The following is a 16,549-nucleotide window of genomic DNA, read 5'->3' on the forward strand; positions in this document are numbered from 1 at the left end:
ATTTCGAAAATAATACCCTATTTTTTTATGAAATAATTTTATTTCGGGACTTGGCGATGGTTTTTATTGGATCGCTATGAACAACGCTGCGGCGTTACAACTTGGGTGACGCAACCATGTCGGTAATGGGCATTTCGAAGGTAGTACATTGCAGCGCCACTTCGACAATATTGCGAATAATTAATTGTTCCTGGTCGACATTCCATGCGATGACGAATTCGAGTTCCGGCATTGCCAATCCTGGCATTAAGGGAACCAGTTCTGATCTGGCAAGGTGCGAGCGCACCAGGATTTCCGGTAACAGAGCAATGCCTGAGCCGCTGGAGATAATGGCGATTAACGCCATGATGTTGTTGCACGTGCCGATTGCATCGCTGTCTATACCTTGCTCACGCAACACATCCATCGTCATTGAATGGCTAGCTGACGGTTTCGACAAGGACCAAATGGCATGCGCCTCTAACCGCTCGCGCAAGGTCGCCGCTGCCGGGAACTTGCCTCCCAGTCCGGGTGCCATCATCCAGCACATCTTCACCGTTCCCAACGATTCTGATCGAATATCCGGGCCTACCGCAGGCGCGGCAAACAAGGCGACGTCCAGCTTCCCTGTTTCCAGGCGTTGACGCATTGATGTGGTCAAATCGATTTCAATTTGGTACACCACCTTGGGCATCAATTGACGCAAGTTGGCAATAAAGGTCGGAAACCAACTCAACGCCGCGATCTCTCCGGCACCGATACGCACAGTGCCGCTGGCAGTTTCCGCGTTGTCCAGATCACCTACGACACCATCAAGACGACGCAATAATGGCTCAACCATTTGCACTAGTTCGCGGCCCTGGAAAGTCAACTCCATGCGCCGTCCCTGACGCCTGAACAGTGCCACTCCCAAGGCGGCTTCCATTTCACGCACGCGCGCTGAGATCGCAGGCGGCGAGGCATTCATTTTCAGCGCCGTGGCGTGAAAAGTGCCAAGCCGGGAAATCCAGCACAGGGTTTCAAGATTGAGGAGTGTGACGCGCTTCATATAAACATTATGTGAATCTAATGTGAATTAAAACTAGGTTGGTCTGCTACTAGCCCAGGTCGGCCCACATGGCACTGACATCCGATGATATCGAACCCATCTGAAGAGGCAAAGCCGTGCAATAACGTCCCGCATTGAAAATCAAGGGCTCGCCATCGTGGTAAGAAACCTTATGCACCCGACCGACGAACAATACATGATCGCCGCCATCAATGGTGCTTTGAGTCTCGCATTCGAAACTAGCCAGCACGCCATCCAGCACCGGCGAGCCACCCAATCCCTCCTCGTACGCGAGTCCACCGTATTTGTTTTCATTGGGCGTGGCGAAGCGTTGTGACAAATCGGATTGACCCACGCCGAGAACATTGATCGCAAAATGCCCCGATGCCAAAAATCCTGGCAGCGAAAGCGCGTTCCGTCTGATACTCCACAACACCAACGGCGGGTCCAACGATAAGGCCGAGAAGGAATTTGCCGTCATCCCCTCCAATTTTCCGTCGGGTGCGCGCGTGGTAATAACAGTCACGCCCGTAGGAAAACGGCCCAGCGCATTTCGTAGCTGTCGAGTGTCATGCTGACCGTCCAGATACAAGTGAGTCACCGCCATGATTGCCCCTTAACGTCGAGGGCAAACGCAACCACATGCAAAGGAATTGACGACGGGGCGATCATGATCTTGCTCTTAGCCGTTGACCACATTGACCAGAGGAAGTACTTTTTCGGCCATCAAGATCATAGAGTCGCGCGCCAGTTCGCGGTCAGTCCAGTCGACACCCGCATAGAGCATCGTACCGAATTGGCCAGTGACTTCTTGCAACGCATGGATCTCATCGGCGACCTTTGACGGCGAACCATAAATGACGAGTTGCTTCATGACATCTTCAAGGGTCACGCTGTCGTCAGACATTTTAGGATCGCTTTTGAAAACACCCAGCGAACCACGGCGTTTCAGTTTATTGAACAAAGAACGGTAATAGTAATAATAAGGACCATCGGTGCCTAACGCATAAGCCTCGGCGGTAGCATCATCCTTCGCCACAAACACGGTCTTGGCGACGCGCCAGTTCGCAGGGTCGGCTTCCCGCTCCGCCCGTGCGCAACCTTCGACATACTTGGTCCAATGACTCTTGACCCACTTCGGCAGCAAGAAATTGGCTGAAATAGGATCCCAACCACGCGCTGCGGCTTCGGTAATACCTTGCGAAAATGGCGCGACGGCTGTCACGACAATCGGCGGATGCGGACGCTGGAGCGGCTTCGGAATCGACCCCATCCCGGTCTCCGCGATGTAAGTACGTTCCGTCGATATATTCCAGTGCTCACCTTTGAGATTGTAAGGCGGCTCAGTCGTCCATATTTTCAGCAACTGATTGATCGACTCAAGAAACATCGCAGGACGTGGCAAATCGAAGTTGCCATAAGCTTCAGCATCCGAAGGCAGCGCGCCCGGGCTAATCCCGAGGATAAAACGCCCACCCAGCAAATGATCCAGCATCGCGATGTGACTAGCGAGAGTAACAGGATGATGATTCGGCAGATTGAGAGTGCCAGTACCCAGCTTCATTTGTTTGGTCGCATCGACCAGCGTTGCCAAAAACAAAGCGGATGAAGTGATGTTTTCTTCCGGATCAGTCGCGTGCTCACCTACATAACCTTCAACGAAGCCCAGTTGATCAGCCAAAATAAAAGCTTCGCGGTCCTCGCGCAGGGAAGTTTGCCAATCTTTACCAATAGGATGCATAGGCATCGTGAAAAATCCGAGTTTCATCAAATCTCCTTTTTTTATATTTATATTTAATCTATATCGCTTAAAGCTAGTTTAGGCAAGGCAATAGATTAAAAAAAGACACTTGATTGGACCGTAAACGATCAGTTTTTCTGATGTATTAGATTGTTAACTAAATTGGAGGAATTGTTGACCGCCTAGACTGTTGAGGATTTAAACGTGTAAGAAAGGCAAATCCGCGAGTTGGATGCCAAGTCAGATGATGGTCCATACGCAAAATGATCTCTGCGAGGGGCTTTGCCAACCCTGCCAACGCAGACAGTGCCCAGAAGTACTAAAGAAAAGCAAAAACCGATACGGGTTTTGTTGGATGCTAAGTTGGACGTTCAGTCCTTAGGCAAACACGTCCCAGCAAGGCGTGCCGACGCAGACAATATTTGAGTGCCGGGCCTGGTAGGCGGCAAGGAAAGCACAACGCGGCTGGGAGTTAAGACGGTCGCCAAGTCAGCCAACGGTCCTGACGCAAACGCGTCCCAGCAAGGCGTGCCGACGCAGACAGCACGCTAGTGCGGCAAGGAAAGCACAACGCCGCTGGGGCGCGTTTACGTCAGGACCGGCCGTATGTTGCCTAGGCTGCGCTCAATCTGCTCTGCGCAAGCACGGGCGGCATCCAATAGTTTATGTTCGTGCGACTTGGTTGCCCGCCGACCAATGACGGAAACGTGAATCGCCCCCGCCAAATTACCATTGGCATGTCGGATGGGAATGGCATAGCCGACCACGCCTTCGACCGCTTCCTCTTCGCTTTTCGCGTAACCCTGCTTGCGAATGCGCTGATATTCCGCTTCCAATGCACGCGCATCAGTGATGGTATTAGTAGTCAGTTTTTTTAGCGGCCCAGATAAAGCCTTCGCAGCAAGGCGCGTATCGTTGGCGGCGAATAGCTTGCCGGTCGCGGTGCAGTGCAGCGACAGCCGCTCGCCCAAACGAATATCGAGCGAAATACGCTGCGTACCCATGCATCGGTCAACATAAAACACACGCTGCCCCATATTCATTCCGAGATAGACGTCGTCGCCAATGATTTTTGCCAGATCTTGCAAATGGCGGCGCGCCAATGGCCGCACATCGAGCGAGGCCACGGTCGATAGCGCGATGCCGACGACTCGCGGACCGATTGAGTAGCGCAAGTCTTCCGTCATGGTTAAGACTTCTGCCGCCACCATGGTTTGCAACATATTGTGGACACTGCTGACCGGCAGGCCTAACGCTTCTTTGATTTCGGTCAGGCGCAGACCTTCTTTAAAGCGCACTAACAAGTCAAGCACATCGAAGGTGCGTAGATATCGGTCGGGACTCATGGGATGCCTCGTTAAACAGAAATTACCGATCCTGCCACGGATGGCGACAAGATACTGTTATTGACCAAATGATTTAGTAGTTTCGAAATATCGAAAAGTGATTTTTCGACTAGAAATTATAGCAAAATTTGTGCCATCTCAACACGTCAACTTTACGCACTGCCGATACCGTCATTCCTTCACATTAATTGAAGGAATAACGTGGGCGTATTTGTGCGTATTGAGAGAGATCGTTTAATAAACTATTTCAGGACTATTTAACGTACTTGAGATAATCGCTGTACTTGCCGTAGGCTTTAAAGCGTTTTGCATCGTAGTCATAACTGTAGACCCGCAACGCTGACATACCGAGATGATTATCCGGGCTAAATTTTAGCGGTGAAGAAACGCCCTTCGTGTCGACTTCAAAGCCTTTTGACATTGCTTCGACCATCGCTGCACGGGTCGGCTCCTTCCCGGCTCTTGCAATCGCATCCGCCACCAGTTCGCCAACCACCCATCCGCCGACAAAATTGACATTGGTCTTCAATCCGCCGAAACCGTATTTATCAGCGGCGGCGGCCATTTCCTTGATACCGCCCGGTTCTTCAATGTCGCCCGGCGTGAAGCAGCTGACAAAATGATAATCGCGACCGGCCTCAGGGCCCAGCGCAGAATAGATATCAGGCGTACCAAGTTGCGTAATGGAAAAAGTAGGAATTTTCAAACCATATTGCAGCATCGTCCGCATCAGCAAAATGGTCGGAGTAGGAACGCCGTATACCGTCACAACATCCGGCTTCATGGCGATGATTCCCATCACTTGCGCGGTCACGTCGGCTGAACCGACCTTGACTGGAAACGCTTGCGAGGTACCACCATATTTATGCACTTCTGCATCGACATAATCGGCGTACTCCTTTCCCCCCGCCACATCCATGTGAACAGTTGCAACTTTGAGCGCCTTGAGTTTAAGTTTATCCGCAAAATAGCCGACCCCGACCTGCGCCATTTGCTTGAACCCGCAGTACCCGTTGTAGAACATCGGCGACGGCGGTTCGATACCGGCTTTGGTGACGGCGAAGGTTCCGACGACGGGTAGTTTGCCACGGCGAATAGATGGCATTAACGCGACCTGGGCGCTGGTGTTACCCAATCCTGATATGCCAATGACTGGCGTCTGGCTACTCAATTTTTCATAGGCGATGCGTACCAATGGCGCCTCGTAACGATCATCCTCAAGTACAAGATTAACTTTACGGCCGTTGATTCCTCCGGCCTCGTTAAGGTTGCGCATGTACGACTGCATTCCGCGGACCCAAGGTATCTGCGATCCTGACGCCGTGCCGCTCATATCCATGATCACGCCCCAATCAATCCTGTCGGCGTACACGCCATCGTTAGGTTGTTCAAAGGCATGCGCGGTGATCGCTACGGTGGCGATGACCAGACTGACGCTTACTCTTCTGACACAGCTACTCAGACCTGATGTGGGTGTTTTATATCTGAAAAAGAAAGTAGACGGTTTGACCGCATGATTATGGTGATGATGATGGTGATTCATTTTGTCTCCTGAATTTGGCAACTATGCCAAGTCGTATCGAACGTCTCGATTAATTTCTGAGCGCCCTTTTGACGACTGACATGGATTCGAGCGTGATCTTTCACGTCTCTTTTATTTTTTTCTTCTCTTCTTTGGCTTTGTTAATCCCCTTTTATTTCCCTCTTTTTGATTTATAAAAAAGTTGCAGACGTAACGAACACTGTTTCGTCCAAAGCACCGATCTGTTCGAACTCAAAGTCTTCATCATCAATTTTATTAAAATCATTATGTGTTAATATTTTCGAAAATAAAAAATATATTTCGATATTTGGAAAAATACTTCCATGACACCTGCCATGGAAATCACCTCTTCAAACGCGCCGCAACGTTAAACATTAATCCGCACAACTACGGACATGCTAAGTATTGCAGCGCACAACCAAAAGGAAACACACATGGACATTTCTTCGAATATGGCACCGCAGGTGCTGACTGGACGTTTGGCGCTGGTAACCGGTGCAGGGCAAGGAAACGGTCGCGCCATTGCAATTGGCCTGGCCCGAGCTGGTGCGCGTGTCATCGTCACCGACATCAACGCAGCCAACATCAAGCAAGTGGAAGAAGAGATTCGTGCCGCTGGCGGAGAAGCGTGGGCGCACGTTCTCGATGTTACGTCGACCGACGCCTGTGCGGCTCTTGCGCAAAAAATTGGTGATGAAATTGGTCAGGTGAATGTGGTTGTTAATAATGCTGGAATCCTGATCCGCGAGAATATAGATAGTCCACGTGTTGTCGCCAATATGCAGCGCATGATGGATGTCAATGTCAATGGCACTTTCAACGTGACGCACGCATGGTTACCAGCATTGCGTGCAACACGTGGAACAGTCATTAATGTGGCTTCAGTCGCTGCCTTTGCCGGACAGCCTAACAGTATGGGTTATTCGCCCTCTAAAGGCGCGGTCAAACTGCTTACCCAATCGCTGGCGGTGGAACTTGCCAAAGACGGCATCCGCGTGAATGCTATCGCCCCGGGATTGATCGAAACACCAATGACTATTGATAGTCGCGGCACACCTGAAACGCTGCATAAATTTATGCTTAGAATGCCGTTGGGACGCGTTGGGCAAGCGGAGGAATTGGTTGGACCAGTCGTGTTCCTGGCCTCTGAGATGGCGAGTTATGTCACTGGCGTCATATTGCCGGTCGATGGTGGATTTCTGGCCTGTTAAGCTGCATCAACGTCTAATGACGCAGTAGAATGTGCCTACGATGAAATCGTTCATCGTAGGCGTGATAACAAGTTGAAGTAATGTTGCAAGCGTGAGGTTGAAACCTGAAATAAATTCAGGTATTCATCACAGCAATTTTAATTTTAAGATTGTGGTTTGATTGCGGTCTGATCAATTATGCCGCGGTCAGGATAAACCCGCGATAGGCATTATCCGCAATCTCATCACACTCCTTGCGGTACACCCCAATTCTTGCCACATACGGCATGAATACGCGTGGTTTCCCCGGAATATTGGCACCCAAAAACCATGAATTAGCCAGTGGGAAAAGTGTCTTGTTAGCCGCTTTATTGACATGCTCTACCCAGTCTTTTTCCGCCGGCACTCCCGCCTCAATGGTGGTGATTTTCTCTCGATCCAGATAGGTTATACAATCACTAATCCACTCAACATGCTGCTCAATACCGACCACCATATTGACTAGCGCAGACGGACTTCCCGCGCCTGTGATGATGAACATATTGGGGAAACCGGCCGTCATTAAGCCCAGATAAGTGCATGGCCCATCGGCCCATTTATCGACCAGCGTCAAGCCGTTTCTGCCACGAATATCCATGTTCAGTAGCGCCCCGGTCAATGCGTCGTAACCGGTCGCACACACCAGCGCATCTAACGCATATTCTGTGTCACCACAACGCACCCCTTCAGCACTTACTTCGGTAATCGGCGTCTTTTTTAAATCGACCAGTTTAACGTTGGTGCGATTGTATGTTTCGTAATAACCGGTATCTACACAAATACGTTTGGTGCCAAGCGGATGATCGTGTGGACAGAGCATTTCTGCCACGACAGGATCTTCTACTGTATTTCTAATTCGGGCGCGAACGAAGTCTGAAATCGTGTCATTGGCACGCTTATCGACCATCACATCATTAAAGGAATGAACGAAGTTGACGCCGCCTTTATTCCAGCGACGTTCGTATTCTTGTGCGCGCTCTTGTTCCGTCGCCTGCATCGCGCCTTTATCTGAAAACTCATACAAGGTCCCCACTTCGCGCGCCCGGGTGCGGTGTTCGCGATAGACGCTTTTCCATTGTTGCTGGTCTTCGGGCTTGAGCGCTTCGTTCCATCCTGGAATGGAAAAGTTGGCGGTACGTTGAAAGACCACTAAGTTTTCTACTTGACGGGCGAGCGCAGGAATCGTTTGAATGCCGGAAGAACCGGTCCCGATCACGCCCACCCTTTTGCCACTGAAATCGACACCTTCATGCGGCCATGCGCCGGTATGATAAATCTTGCCGGTGAACTTGGCCAGACCCGGAATATCCGGCAATCTTGTGGCAGAGAGCGAACCACTTGCCATCACGCAAAAACGTCCGGATGCCTGTGCGCCAGTATCAGTTTCCAATTGCCAGCGATTTTGCGTTTCATCGAAAATTGCAGCCGTAATGCGCGTATTAAAATCAATATCCCGACGCAGATCGAAGCGATCCGCTACGTGCATGATATAGCGTAATATTTCTGGCTGTGCCGCGTACTTTTCGGTCCAGACCCATTCCTGCTCAAGTTCAGTAGAAAACGAATACGAGTACTGTAAGCTTTCTACGTCACAACGAGCGCCGGGGTAGCGATTCCAATACCAGACACCACCGACATCATTTGCGGCCTCGAAGACACGCGCTGTCAAACCCATTGCACGAACCTGATGCAGCATGTGCAAGCCGGCAAATCCGGCTCCGATGATTAAGACGTCGTACGCTGCATCCGATGCAGAATTCAATGATTTGACTTGGGCGTCGCCATGCTGCAACGGTGGCTTGGAATGTGGCATCGTATCGGTCTCTTTTTTATAGTTATCGCAGCGAAAAGCTGGTGTGTAAAAAATTTAAACGTTGTCCGTGGCAGCGCCATGTTCGGTGCCAAGATACGCCTTGATCACCGCTGGATTTGCCTGCACCTCGCGCGGCGTTCCCTCAGCGATTTTGCGGCCAAAATCAAGAACGACGATCTTGTCAGAAATATCCATGATCACCGGGATGTCATGTTCCACAATCAAAAAGCTGACGCCGTATTGCTCACGCACGCGCAAGATCAATTCGGTCATTGCGCTTTTTTCCGCGCTACTCATACCAGCCATCGGTTCATCGAGCAACACCAAGCGCGCTTTTTGCATTAACGCACGGGCGAATTCGACTTGCTTTTGTCGTCCATAAGGTAACTCTCCCGGCAACACGTCAGCGATATCGGGCATACCTAAAAATTCCAAAACCTCGGTCGCTGCCGTGAATGCGGCCCGTTGCTCCGCACGCGCCCGCCAGCTTGTGACAGCACCTTGCAGCAGGCCGGATGCGCCTTGCCGATATGCGCCAACCAACAAGTTATCCATCACCGTCAGGCCACCGAACAATGCCAAATTCTGGAACGTCCGCGCCACGCCATGCCGCGAGACCTGATGCGCTGCTTTCCCTGTAATGTCGGCACCGTCGAAAACCACCTGTCCCGATGTTGGCCGATACATGCCAGTGACGCAGTTAAATAAGGTAGTTTTTCCGGCGCCATTAGGACCGATCAACGAGGTAATCTGCCCTGTTTGTGCGGTAAATGACACGTCATCCAGCGCACTTAAACCCTGAAAGCGCATTTGCAACGATGCAATATTGAGTAAAACGTTACTCTTCATAGTAGTCGTTGATGGCATCTTGCTAGTGTTCATCTCACTCGGGGCGCTCAAACTGTTGCCTCTTCGCGCTGACTGCCAAGGTAAGATTGCTTGACCAATGCGCTGGCGGCTACTTCACTCGCAGGACCGGACAATACAATCCGGCCACGATCCAGGACATAAGCGGTGCTGGCGAATTGCAGTGCCAATCGCGCGTTTTGCTCGACCACCAACATGGAGGTTCCCAAGGTGTCGCCGACGACTTTCAGTTGCTCATAAATCGTTTCCACGATCAAGGGCGCGAGGCCTAGCGACAGCTCATCGACCAGCAATAGTCGGGGTCCTGCTACCAACGCCCGTCCTAACGCCAGCATTTGCTGTTCACCGCCGGAAAGCCAGCCAGCGGCTTGTCGACGTCGCTCAAGCAAGCGTGGAAAAAGTGTGTATACCGCTTCCATCCGTTTGCTGACAGCCGCCCGCGGCAATATAGCAGCGCCGACCTGTAAGTTTTCTTCGACGCTTAATTGCTTGAATACCAGTCTGCCTTCCGGCACCTGCGCCATACCAAGTCGCACCAATTGGTGCGAAGGCAAACCAAGAATAGAATTCCCTGCGAAATCGATCCTGCCAGCTGTGACGCCGCCGCCATGCAAACCCAGCAAACCGGTAATCGCGCGGATTAAGGTGGTTTTGCCAGCACCATTAGCGCCTAGCAGGGCGACGATGCTGCCCGCTGGCAAGGCCAGACTGACCGAATCCAGCGCCAAACCTTTACGTGCATAGGCAACCGACAGATTGTCTACATTGAGCATTATTTCCATACGTTGCTCCGCCATGAGGAAAACCGCTTACGCAATTGGACGCCAAGGCCAGCCATGCCGCCCGGCGCAAAAATCAACAATATAACCACCAGCAGTCCAAAAGTCAGATTCACCAGTTGCGGCTTACTATTTAGCAAAAACTGACCAACCACACCAGGCGATCCGCCCGCATGGGTCGCAAAACCGCTGATCACGGCTGGCAACAATAACCAGATAACCGCCCCACATACTGAACCGGCCAGCGATCCCATCCCGCCAATAATGATCATGGCGATGAACTGGACCGCGAAGTTGATGCTGAAAAAATCCGCAGCAACATTGGTCATGAAATACGCGTATAAAGCACCCGCCATTGCAGCGATGGCGGAGCTAAAAGCGAAGGCTTTCAAGCGCAAAATGCGTACGTCGATACCAGCCGCAGTGGCAGCCAGCTCATGATCACGCATTGCCATCAATGCGCGCCCTTCACGTGAGCGCATGGTGTTGCGCAAACACATATAAACCACGGCCACCAATGGCAGCAAAAAGAAATACCAGCGCAATCCAGAGTCGAGTGCAAACGGTCCGACCTTAGCTTCGTTGAAAGGAATACCCACTACGTCAAAGAATTTGTACTGGTATTCGGCAAGCAGATATACGACGATAAAATGCAACGCTAACGTTGACAGCACAAAATACAATCCGCGCACGCGTAACGACGGCAAACCCGCGAAGACTCCGGCTAAGGCGCCAGCTACTCCCGCGGCGATCAGCACCAATGGAAAAGGCCAGCCCCATTGCGTTCCCGTCACGGCGGCAGCAATCGCACCAACCGCATAAAACGCAGCGTGACCGATAGAAATCAAACCGGCACAACCCGTTAAATAATTGAGCGATAGTGCACCTAAAATGGCGATCAGCGTCAGGTTGACTTGCGTTAAACCAATATTCAGCAGTTGCAGGTTAGATAGCCGAAAACCGAATATCGCACGTTGATCCAGTACCACCGGTAAGTAGCACAGAATAGCGATAGCAGCGATGATGCCGATCCAGCGCCAGGGAAAAACAGCGGCTGGTGTTGGGATCACCAATGTTTGGGCGGATGCCTGTAATTGAGGTTGAGTACTCATCGCATCACACCCGACCGAGTTCACGTTGACCGAACAAACCCCACGGTCTCACCATCAGAATCATCAATAGCGGTGCATAAATCAATATGTCACGCGCTTTAGGTGAGATATATGCGGACCCGAATTGTTCAATTAAGCCAACCAGCAAACCACCCACAATGGCGCCCGGAATACTTTGCAAGCCACCGATCACCACCGCTGGTAAGGCCAGCAAACCAATGTTTTCCAGCTCGACAGTCGCCACTTGCAACTGTCCTAAAAAGACGCCCCCGATAGCCGCCAGGACGCATCCGATAGCCCACGCCAGGGCATTGATGCGATTGACGTTGATGCCAGACACAAGCGCTGCTTCATGACTATCAGCAGTGGCCCGCATCAGTAAACCGGCCGACGTGAACTTGAAGAAAGCACCCACGCCTGCCATACAGGCCCAACTCACCAACGCAGCGGTTAAATGCAATTCTGATATCCGTACACCGCCGACTAAAAAACTGCCGGTTGGCAAGGGCGTCATCAATGACCTTGCCTGTGGTCCGTAAATCAATTCGATCATGGCACGCAGCACAATCGCCAATGCAATAGTGATCATAATCACCGGTAACAATGGACGACCGGCCAAAGGACGAATCAATAACGCATGGATTGCAGCGCCCAATAATGCCGCGGAAAGGACGATGAAAACCACCGCCATCGGGAAAGGCAAACCGAGCTGCGTACTGCCAGTCACGGCCAAATAAGCACCGACAACAACCAACATACCCTGGGCAAAATTAAACACCCCGGTCGCCTTAAATATCACCGCGAAGCCAAGCGCCACCAAGCCGTAAATGCTACCCAGCGCTAAGCCGCTGAAAAGGATTTGGGTCATCATATTATTTGGCGACCTGCTGATAGTCACCGTACTTGCCATACGCCTTGAAGCGCTTGGTGTCGTAATCGTAGTTATAAGGTCTCAGTTGCACTAACCCAAGATGATTGTCGGGTGTGTATTTCAGTTGCGACGATACGCCTTTAGTATCTACTTCAAAGCCTTTCGCCATTGCTGCAACCATCGCAGCACGGGTCGGCGCAGCGCCAGCCCGGGCGATCGATTCGGCTGCCAGTTGGCCAACCACCCATCCGGCGACATAATTACCATCGTTCTTCAACGCGCCATTGCCATATTTATCGGCTAACGCCGACATCTCTTTAATAGCAGGCGTTTCTTCGATTCCGCCCGGCGTGAAGCAGCTGACAAAATAATAGTTGCTGCCAGTCTTAGGGCCCAAAGCCTCATACACACCCGGCGTGCCGAGATAAGTAATGGCGAAGGTTGGAATATTCAAACCGTATTGCTGCATCGCCCGCATTACCAAAATGGCGGTAGTCGGTACGCCATGAATGGCGACGAAATCCGGTTTCATTTTAATGATTTCGAGCACTTGCGCAGTCGCATCAGCAGCGGCTACTTTTATTTGAATCGACTTCGACGTGCCGCCGCGCTGCGCCACCGCTTCATCAATATATCCTGCGTATTCTTTACCGGACGCGACATCAAGGTTGATGGTGGCGACCGTTGGCGCTTTCAGTTTCAGCTTATCGATAAAAAATCCGACACCAACTTGTGCCATTTCACGGAAACCGCAAAAGGAACCATAAAATAGTGGCGATGCAGGCTCAACCGCTGGTTTGGTCGTCACATAAGTACCGACAATAGGCACCTTGCCACGTCGGATTGACGGTGCCAAGGCAACCTGCGCGCTCGAGTTGCCGACGCCAGAAATGCCTAATACGGGAGTTTGATTGACTAGCTTGTCGTAAGCGACGCGATCCAGCGATGCGTCGTAGCGGTCATCTTCAGCCAGAATGTTGATTTTGCGGCCATGAATACCGCCGCTTTCATTCACCTTGCGCATATACGCCTGAAAACCCTTCACCCAAGGCAACTGGGCTGCCGAAGCGGGCCCACTCAGATCCATCATGACGCCCCAATCGATATGATCAGCATAGACGCCATCGCTTTCTTGCTCGAAAGCATTAGCGCTAAAAGCGAAGCTGGCTGCGATTAAGCCAAGCGCAAATTTACCAGCAGAGGCGCGTGCGCCACTTTTCAACATAGTCATTTCATCTCCCGTGGTCGCTCACCTGTCAACGCTAAGCGATCGCAGGAAAGTCGTTTTAATATTTAGTGTTTTTCGAATATTCGAAAACCAATCTTTGTTTGCGAAAATATTATCACGAATATGCATCCCAGCAAGGTTGATTTAACGATTTATCGCCGAAACATTTCAATGCTTAATGCATCCAGGAAATAGTGATAAGACATAGGCAACTTTGCCCCGCGAAGTGGTTATGAACCTTGACCACAAAAACATTAACTTGGGGAGTAAAGGTAGAAAAGTACGGGAAGAAGAAGAAGAAGAAGAAGAAGAAGAAGAAGAAGAAGAAGAAGAAGAAGAAGAAGAATACCCCGTTGGCGGAGCACTTGGATGCCAAATCGGTTTTGTAGGAGTTACGCAAACCCGTCCCAGCAACGGGCTTGCCAATCCTGCCGACGCAGACAGTACGCCAGTAGGGCAAGGAAAGCACAAAGCCGCTGGGGCGGGTTGACGTAGCTCCTACAAACTATAGGGCGGCACCGCCGTCCATAGCTACTTCCGATCCGGTCATGTATGCGCTGTCATCAGACAAAAGAAACAACACCAATTTGGCAATTTCTTCCTTGGTGCCAAGACGTTTCATTGGCACTTGCTGTACCCGACGAAGGTTTTCTTCGCGGCTACGGATGTTGAGCATATCGGTATCAATCGGCCCTGGATGAACCGAGTTGACACGAATATTGCGATCCGCCAACTCTAAGGCGGCGGCCTTGGTCATACCGCGCACCGCCCATTTGCTGGCCGTGTAAGCAATTGAATTAGGCGCGCTGCGCAAGGCCACAGTGGATGACATATTCACGATCGCGCCGCTGCCGGTTTCTTCGAAAGCTGCGACCACAGCGCGCATGCCAAGAAAAGTACCCAATTGATTGATGCGCATATGCCGTTCGAACTGGGCGGTGTCGGTATCGACTAGCGCTTGCGGGGTGTACACGCCAGCATTGTTGACCAAACCGTGTAATTTTCCCATGCTGCGGGCGACGGCAACGGCTGCATCCCACTGCGTTTCGGAGGTGACATCCAACGGCTGAAAAATACACGCGTCGCCTAATTCTTGCGCCAGTTGCTGGCCTTCTTCGATCAGGACATCGGCAATCACAACCTTCGCGCCTTCGGCCACCAGAAAACGGACTTGCGCAGTACCGAGGCCACGTGCGCCGCCGGAAATCAAAAATACTTTGTTAGTAAAACGCGTCTGTTCGTGAGTCATATTGGCATTCATAATAAGGTTTGAAAGGCTCTGCACCTGATGCAAAATTGGTCCGTTGATCGCACGGGCTGTTATAGCCAAATCAGGTGTTTGGATCGGTCCAGCGCAACGTCAGGCAGATGTAAATGCAAAGCCACGATAGTCATCGGCGACTACTTCTTCGCAAATCACGCTGTAATTTCCGAAGCCGCCCACGTAAGGCAAAAAGACTTGCGGTTTCCCCGGAATATTTGCGCCCATAAACCAGGACTTCGTACTTGGAAAGAGTGTCTTTGAGGCGACTTCATTCACGTGGGCTACCCAATCGTTCTCGGCACTCAGATCCGCCTCGGCCACGCCACGCTCGTTTTTTTGCATGGAAGCAAGACAATTGGCGATCCAGTTCACATGCTGCTCGATGGCCACGACGACATTGGTCAAAATCGATGGACTACCAGGACCGGTAATGAAGAAGAGATTAGGGAAACCAGCTGTCATCAATCCCAAATAAGTCCGCGGGCCATCAGTCCATTTATCTTTTAGTGAGAGGCCTCCGGTCCCGCGAATATCAATGCGATCAAGCGCGCCGGTCACCGCGTCGTAACCGGTGGCAAACACGATACAGTCCAAATCATATGTAGCAGCAGCGGTACGCATTCCTTCCGGTACGATTTCTACAATCGGTGCAGTGCGCAAATCGACCAGACTGACGTGCGGTTGATTAAATGTCTGGTAATAATCGGTGTCGACGCAAATACGTTTGGTGCCGATGGCGTGGTCGTTCGGTGCTAGCAATGCCGCGACATCGGGATCATTGACCGTGGTGTGAATTTTATTTCGCACGAATTGTGCAGCGCTGTCGTTCGAGCTGCGGTTGGTATAAATATCGTTGAACGCATGCGTGTAGTTGGCTCCGCCACGCTGCCAGCGGCGCTCGTATTCCGCCTCGCGCTCAGCTTCCGGCACGTCGGTGGTGGCGCGCGTGCTGTATTCATACAAGATACCGGAACGGGTGTGTCGCGCTTTTTCGCGGTTCGCGGCGTAGTCAGCCTTCCAACTTTGTTGGTCTTCGTCCGATAGTGGACAATTCCACGCAGGAATGCTGAAGTTAGGTGTGCGCTGAAACACCACTAATTCGCTGGCCTGACGCGCAATCACCGGTATGGTCTGGACCCCGGACGAGCCAGTGCCAATAACGCCGACACGCTTGCCGGTGAAGTCGACCGGCTCATGCGGCCAGTTTCCGGTGTGATAGAACTGTCCTTTAAAACTATCCAGTCCGGCCAGATCCGGCATGCGCGCTGCCGACAGACAACCTGCGGCAGTGATCAGGAAACGCGCTGACATGGTGTCGCCATGCTCTGTAAGAACAGTCCAGCGCTGACTTTCAGCATCATAGATGGCGCTGCTAATTCTGGTTTCGAATGCGATGTCGGAACGCAATTCAAAACGGTCGGCGACGTGGTTGATGTAACGCAAAATCTCGTCCTGCTTCGGGTAACGCTCAGTCCATTGCCACTCCTGCTGTAACTCCTCGGAGAATGAATAGGAATATTGCATGCTTTCTACGTCGCAACGGGCGCCAGGATAACGGTTCCAATACCAGGTGCCGCCCACGCCCTTTCCCGCCTCGCACACTTGGGTTTTCAAGCCGAGCTGGCGCAAGCGATGCAACATATATAAACCGGCAAAGCCAGCCCCAACGACAACGACGTCGACATCGCTTGCAAGGGCGGAGTGAGTGGGTGAGGAAGTGCGAATCATG

General features: G+C 51.6%; 15 protein-coding genes. 2 read left to right on the forward strand and 13 right to left on the reverse strand.

Translation table 11 applies throughout. The annotated features are described in order from the left end of the window. Positions 1 to 94: 94 nt before the first annotated feature. The 5 genes from ACXX82_RS06795 to ACXX82_RS06815 all read right to left on the reverse strand — a co-directional run bounded on the left by ACXX82_RS06795 (position 95) and on the right by ACXX82_RS06815 (position 5,657). On the reverse strand, positions 95 to 1,027 hold the full coding sequence (locus ACXX82_RS06795; protein WP_458562653.1) for a LysR family transcriptional regulator: 933 nt from the start codon (positions 1,025 to 1,027) through the stop codon (positions 95 to 97). A gap of 49 nt (positions 1,028 to 1,076) precedes the next feature. Continuing rightward, the gene (locus tag ACXX82_RS06800) at positions 1,077 to 1,634 is read right to left on the reverse strand and encodes a flavin reductase family protein (RefSeq protein ID WP_322233008.1); all 558 of its coding nucleotides are present in this window, start codon (positions 1,632 to 1,634) and stop codon (positions 1,077 to 1,079) included. 75 nt (positions 1,635 to 1,709) lie between these two features. Beyond that, a complete protein-coding gene (locus ACXX82_RS06805) occupies positions 1,710 to 2,795 on the reverse strand; it encodes an LLM class flavin-dependent oxidoreductase (RefSeq protein WP_458562654.1) in 1,086 nt (361 codons plus the stop codon). Positions 2,796 to 3,355: 560 nt separating this feature from the next. Next, positions 3,356 to 4,114 carry an IclR family transcriptional regulator gene (locus ACXX82_RS06810; RefSeq protein ID WP_322233014.1) on the reverse strand — a complete coding sequence of 253 codons (759 nt, stop codon included), beginning with the start codon at positions 4,112 to 4,114 and terminating at the stop codon, positions 3,356 to 3,358. A 253-nt stretch (positions 4,115 to 4,367) separates the two neighbouring features. After that, positions 4,368 to 5,657, reverse strand: a complete 1,290-nt coding sequence (locus tag ACXX82_RS06815) for an ABC transporter substrate-binding protein (protein WP_458562655.1) — start codon at positions 5,655 to 5,657, stop codon at positions 4,368 to 4,370. Positions 5,658 to 6,091: 434 nt separating this feature from the next. Between ACXX82_RS06815 and ACXX82_RS06820 the strand changes: the two genes are divergently transcribed. Next, positions 6,092 to 6,868 carry an SDR family NAD(P)-dependent oxidoreductase gene (locus ACXX82_RS06820; RefSeq protein WP_323506868.1) on the forward strand — a complete coding sequence of 259 codons (777 nt, stop codon included), beginning with the start codon at positions 6,092 to 6,094 and terminating at the stop codon, positions 6,866 to 6,868. 175 nt (positions 6,869 to 7,043) lie between these two features. Here the strand turns inward: ACXX82_RS06820 and ACXX82_RS06825 are convergent, their stop codons facing one another. Genes ACXX82_RS06825 through ACXX82_RS06850 form a run of 6 tightly spaced genes read right to left on the reverse strand, consistent with a single transcriptional unit; the run spans position 7,044 to position 13,559 of the window. Next, positions 7,044 to 8,699, reverse strand: coding sequence for a flavin-containing monooxygenase (locus ACXX82_RS06825; protein ID WP_322233020.1), 1,656 nt, complete (start codon positions 8,697 to 8,699; stop codon positions 7,044 to 7,046). Between the two features lie 54 nt (positions 8,700 to 8,753). Next, the gene (locus tag ACXX82_RS06830) at positions 8,754 to 9,599 is read right to left on the reverse strand and encodes an ABC transporter ATP-binding protein (protein WP_458562656.1); all 846 of its coding nucleotides are present in this window, start codon (positions 9,597 to 9,599) and stop codon (positions 8,754 to 8,756) included. Then, positions 9,596 to 10,348, reverse strand: coding sequence for an ABC transporter ATP-binding protein (locus tag ACXX82_RS06835; protein ID WP_322233025.1), 753 nt, complete (start codon positions 10,346 to 10,348; stop codon positions 9,596 to 9,598). The genes ACXX82_RS06830 and ACXX82_RS06835 overlap by 4 nt, the downstream gene beginning before the upstream one ends. Then, the gene (locus tag ACXX82_RS06840) at positions 10,339 to 11,457 is read right to left on the reverse strand and encodes a branched-chain amino acid ABC transporter permease (RefSeq protein ID WP_322233027.1); all 1,119 of its coding nucleotides are present in this window, start codon (positions 11,455 to 11,457) and stop codon (positions 10,339 to 10,341) included. Before ACXX82_RS06840 ends, ACXX82_RS06835 begins: the two co-directional genes overlap by 10 nt. A gap of 4 nt (positions 11,458 to 11,461) precedes the next feature. Next, positions 11,462 to 12,328, reverse strand: a complete 867-nt coding sequence (locus tag ACXX82_RS06845) for a branched-chain amino acid ABC transporter permease (RefSeq protein WP_322233029.1) — start codon at positions 12,326 to 12,328, stop codon at positions 11,462 to 11,464. A 1-nt stretch (position 12,329) separates the two neighbouring features. Continuing rightward, positions 12,330 to 13,559, reverse strand: coding sequence for an ABC transporter substrate-binding protein (locus ACXX82_RS06850; protein ID WP_458562657.1), 1,230 nt, complete (start codon positions 13,557 to 13,559; stop codon positions 12,330 to 12,332). 229 nt (positions 13,560 to 13,788) lie between these two features. Here ACXX82_RS06850 and ACXX82_RS06855 point away from each other — a divergent pair, with 229 nt between their 5' ends. After that, positions 13,789 to 14,046, forward strand: coding sequence for a hypothetical protein (locus ACXX82_RS06855; RefSeq protein WP_458562658.1), 258 nt, complete (start codon positions 13,789 to 13,791; stop codon positions 14,044 to 14,046). A 15-nt stretch (positions 14,047 to 14,061) separates the two neighbouring features. Here the strand turns inward: ACXX82_RS06855 and ACXX82_RS06860 are convergent, their stop codons facing one another. Both ACXX82_RS06860 and ACXX82_RS06865 read right to left on the reverse strand, forming a co-directional pair. Further along, positions 14,062 to 14,805, reverse strand: coding sequence for an SDR family oxidoreductase (locus ACXX82_RS06860; protein WP_458562659.1), 744 nt, complete (start codon positions 14,803 to 14,805; stop codon positions 14,062 to 14,064). 111 nt (positions 14,806 to 14,916) lie between these two features. Continuing rightward, a complete protein-coding gene (locus ACXX82_RS06865) occupies positions 14,917 to 16,548 on the reverse strand; it encodes a flavin-containing monooxygenase (RefSeq protein WP_458562660.1) in 1,632 nt (543 codons plus the stop codon). Position 16,549 lies beyond the last annotated feature (1 nt).

The sequence above is a fragment of the Glaciimonas sp. GNP009 genome, assembly GCF_054343755.1.

What these genes read in the sequence shown, in the direction of transcription:
- ACXX82_RS06795 (WP_458562653.1), bottom strand. Translation starts at nt 1,027, where the DNA reads ATGAAGCGCGTCACACTCCTCAATCTTGAAACCCTGTGCTGGATTTCC.
- ACXX82_RS06800 (WP_322233008.1), bottom strand. Translation starts at nt 1,634, where the DNA reads ATGGCGGTGACTCACTTGTATCTGGACGGTCAGCATGACACTCGACAG.
- ACXX82_RS06805 (WP_458562654.1), bottom strand. Translation starts at nt 2,795, where the DNA reads ATGAAACTCGGATTTTTCACGATGCCTATGCATCCTATTGGTAAAGAT.
- ACXX82_RS06810 (WP_322233014.1), bottom strand. Translation starts at nt 4,114, where the DNA reads ATGAGTCCCGACCGATATCTACGCACCTTCGATGTGCTTGACTTGTTA.
- ACXX82_RS06815 (WP_458562655.1), bottom strand. Translation starts at nt 5,657, where the DNA reads ATGAATCACCATCATCATCACCATAATCATGCGGTCAAACCGTCTACT.
- ACXX82_RS06820 (WP_323506868.1), top strand. Translation starts at nt 6,092, where the DNA reads ATGGACATTTCTTCGAATATGGCACCGCAGGTGCTGACTGGACGTTTG.
- ACXX82_RS06825 (WP_322233020.1), bottom strand. Translation starts at nt 8,699, where the DNA reads ATGCCACATTCCAAGCCACCGTTGCAGCATGGCGACGCCCAAGTCAAA.
- ACXX82_RS06835 (WP_322233025.1), bottom strand. Translation starts at nt 10,348, where the DNA reads ATGGAAATAATGCTCAATGTAGACAATCTGTCGGTTGCCTATGCACGT.
- ACXX82_RS06840 (WP_322233027.1), bottom strand. Translation starts at nt 11,457, where the DNA reads ATGAGTACTCAACCTCAATTACAGGCATCCGCCCAAACATTGGTGATC.
- ACXX82_RS06845 (WP_322233029.1), bottom strand. Translation starts at nt 12,328, where the DNA reads ATGATGACCCAAATCCTTTTCAGCGGCTTAGCGCTGGGTAGCATTTAC.
- ACXX82_RS06850 (WP_458562657.1), bottom strand. Translation starts at nt 13,559, where the DNA reads ATGACTATGTTGAAAAGTGGCGCACGCGCCTCTGCTGGTAAATTTGCG.
- ACXX82_RS06855 (WP_458562658.1), top strand. Translation starts at nt 13,789, where the DNA reads ATGAACCTTGACCACAAAAACATTAACTTGGGGAGTAAAGGTAGAAAA.
- ACXX82_RS06860 (WP_458562659.1), bottom strand. Translation starts at nt 14,805, where the DNA reads ATGACTCACGAACAGACGCGTTTTACTAACAAAGTATTTTTGATTTCC.
- ACXX82_RS06865 (WP_458562660.1), bottom strand. Translation starts at nt 16,548, where the DNA reads ATGATTCGCACTTCCTCACCCACTCACTCCGCCCTTGCAAGCGATGTC.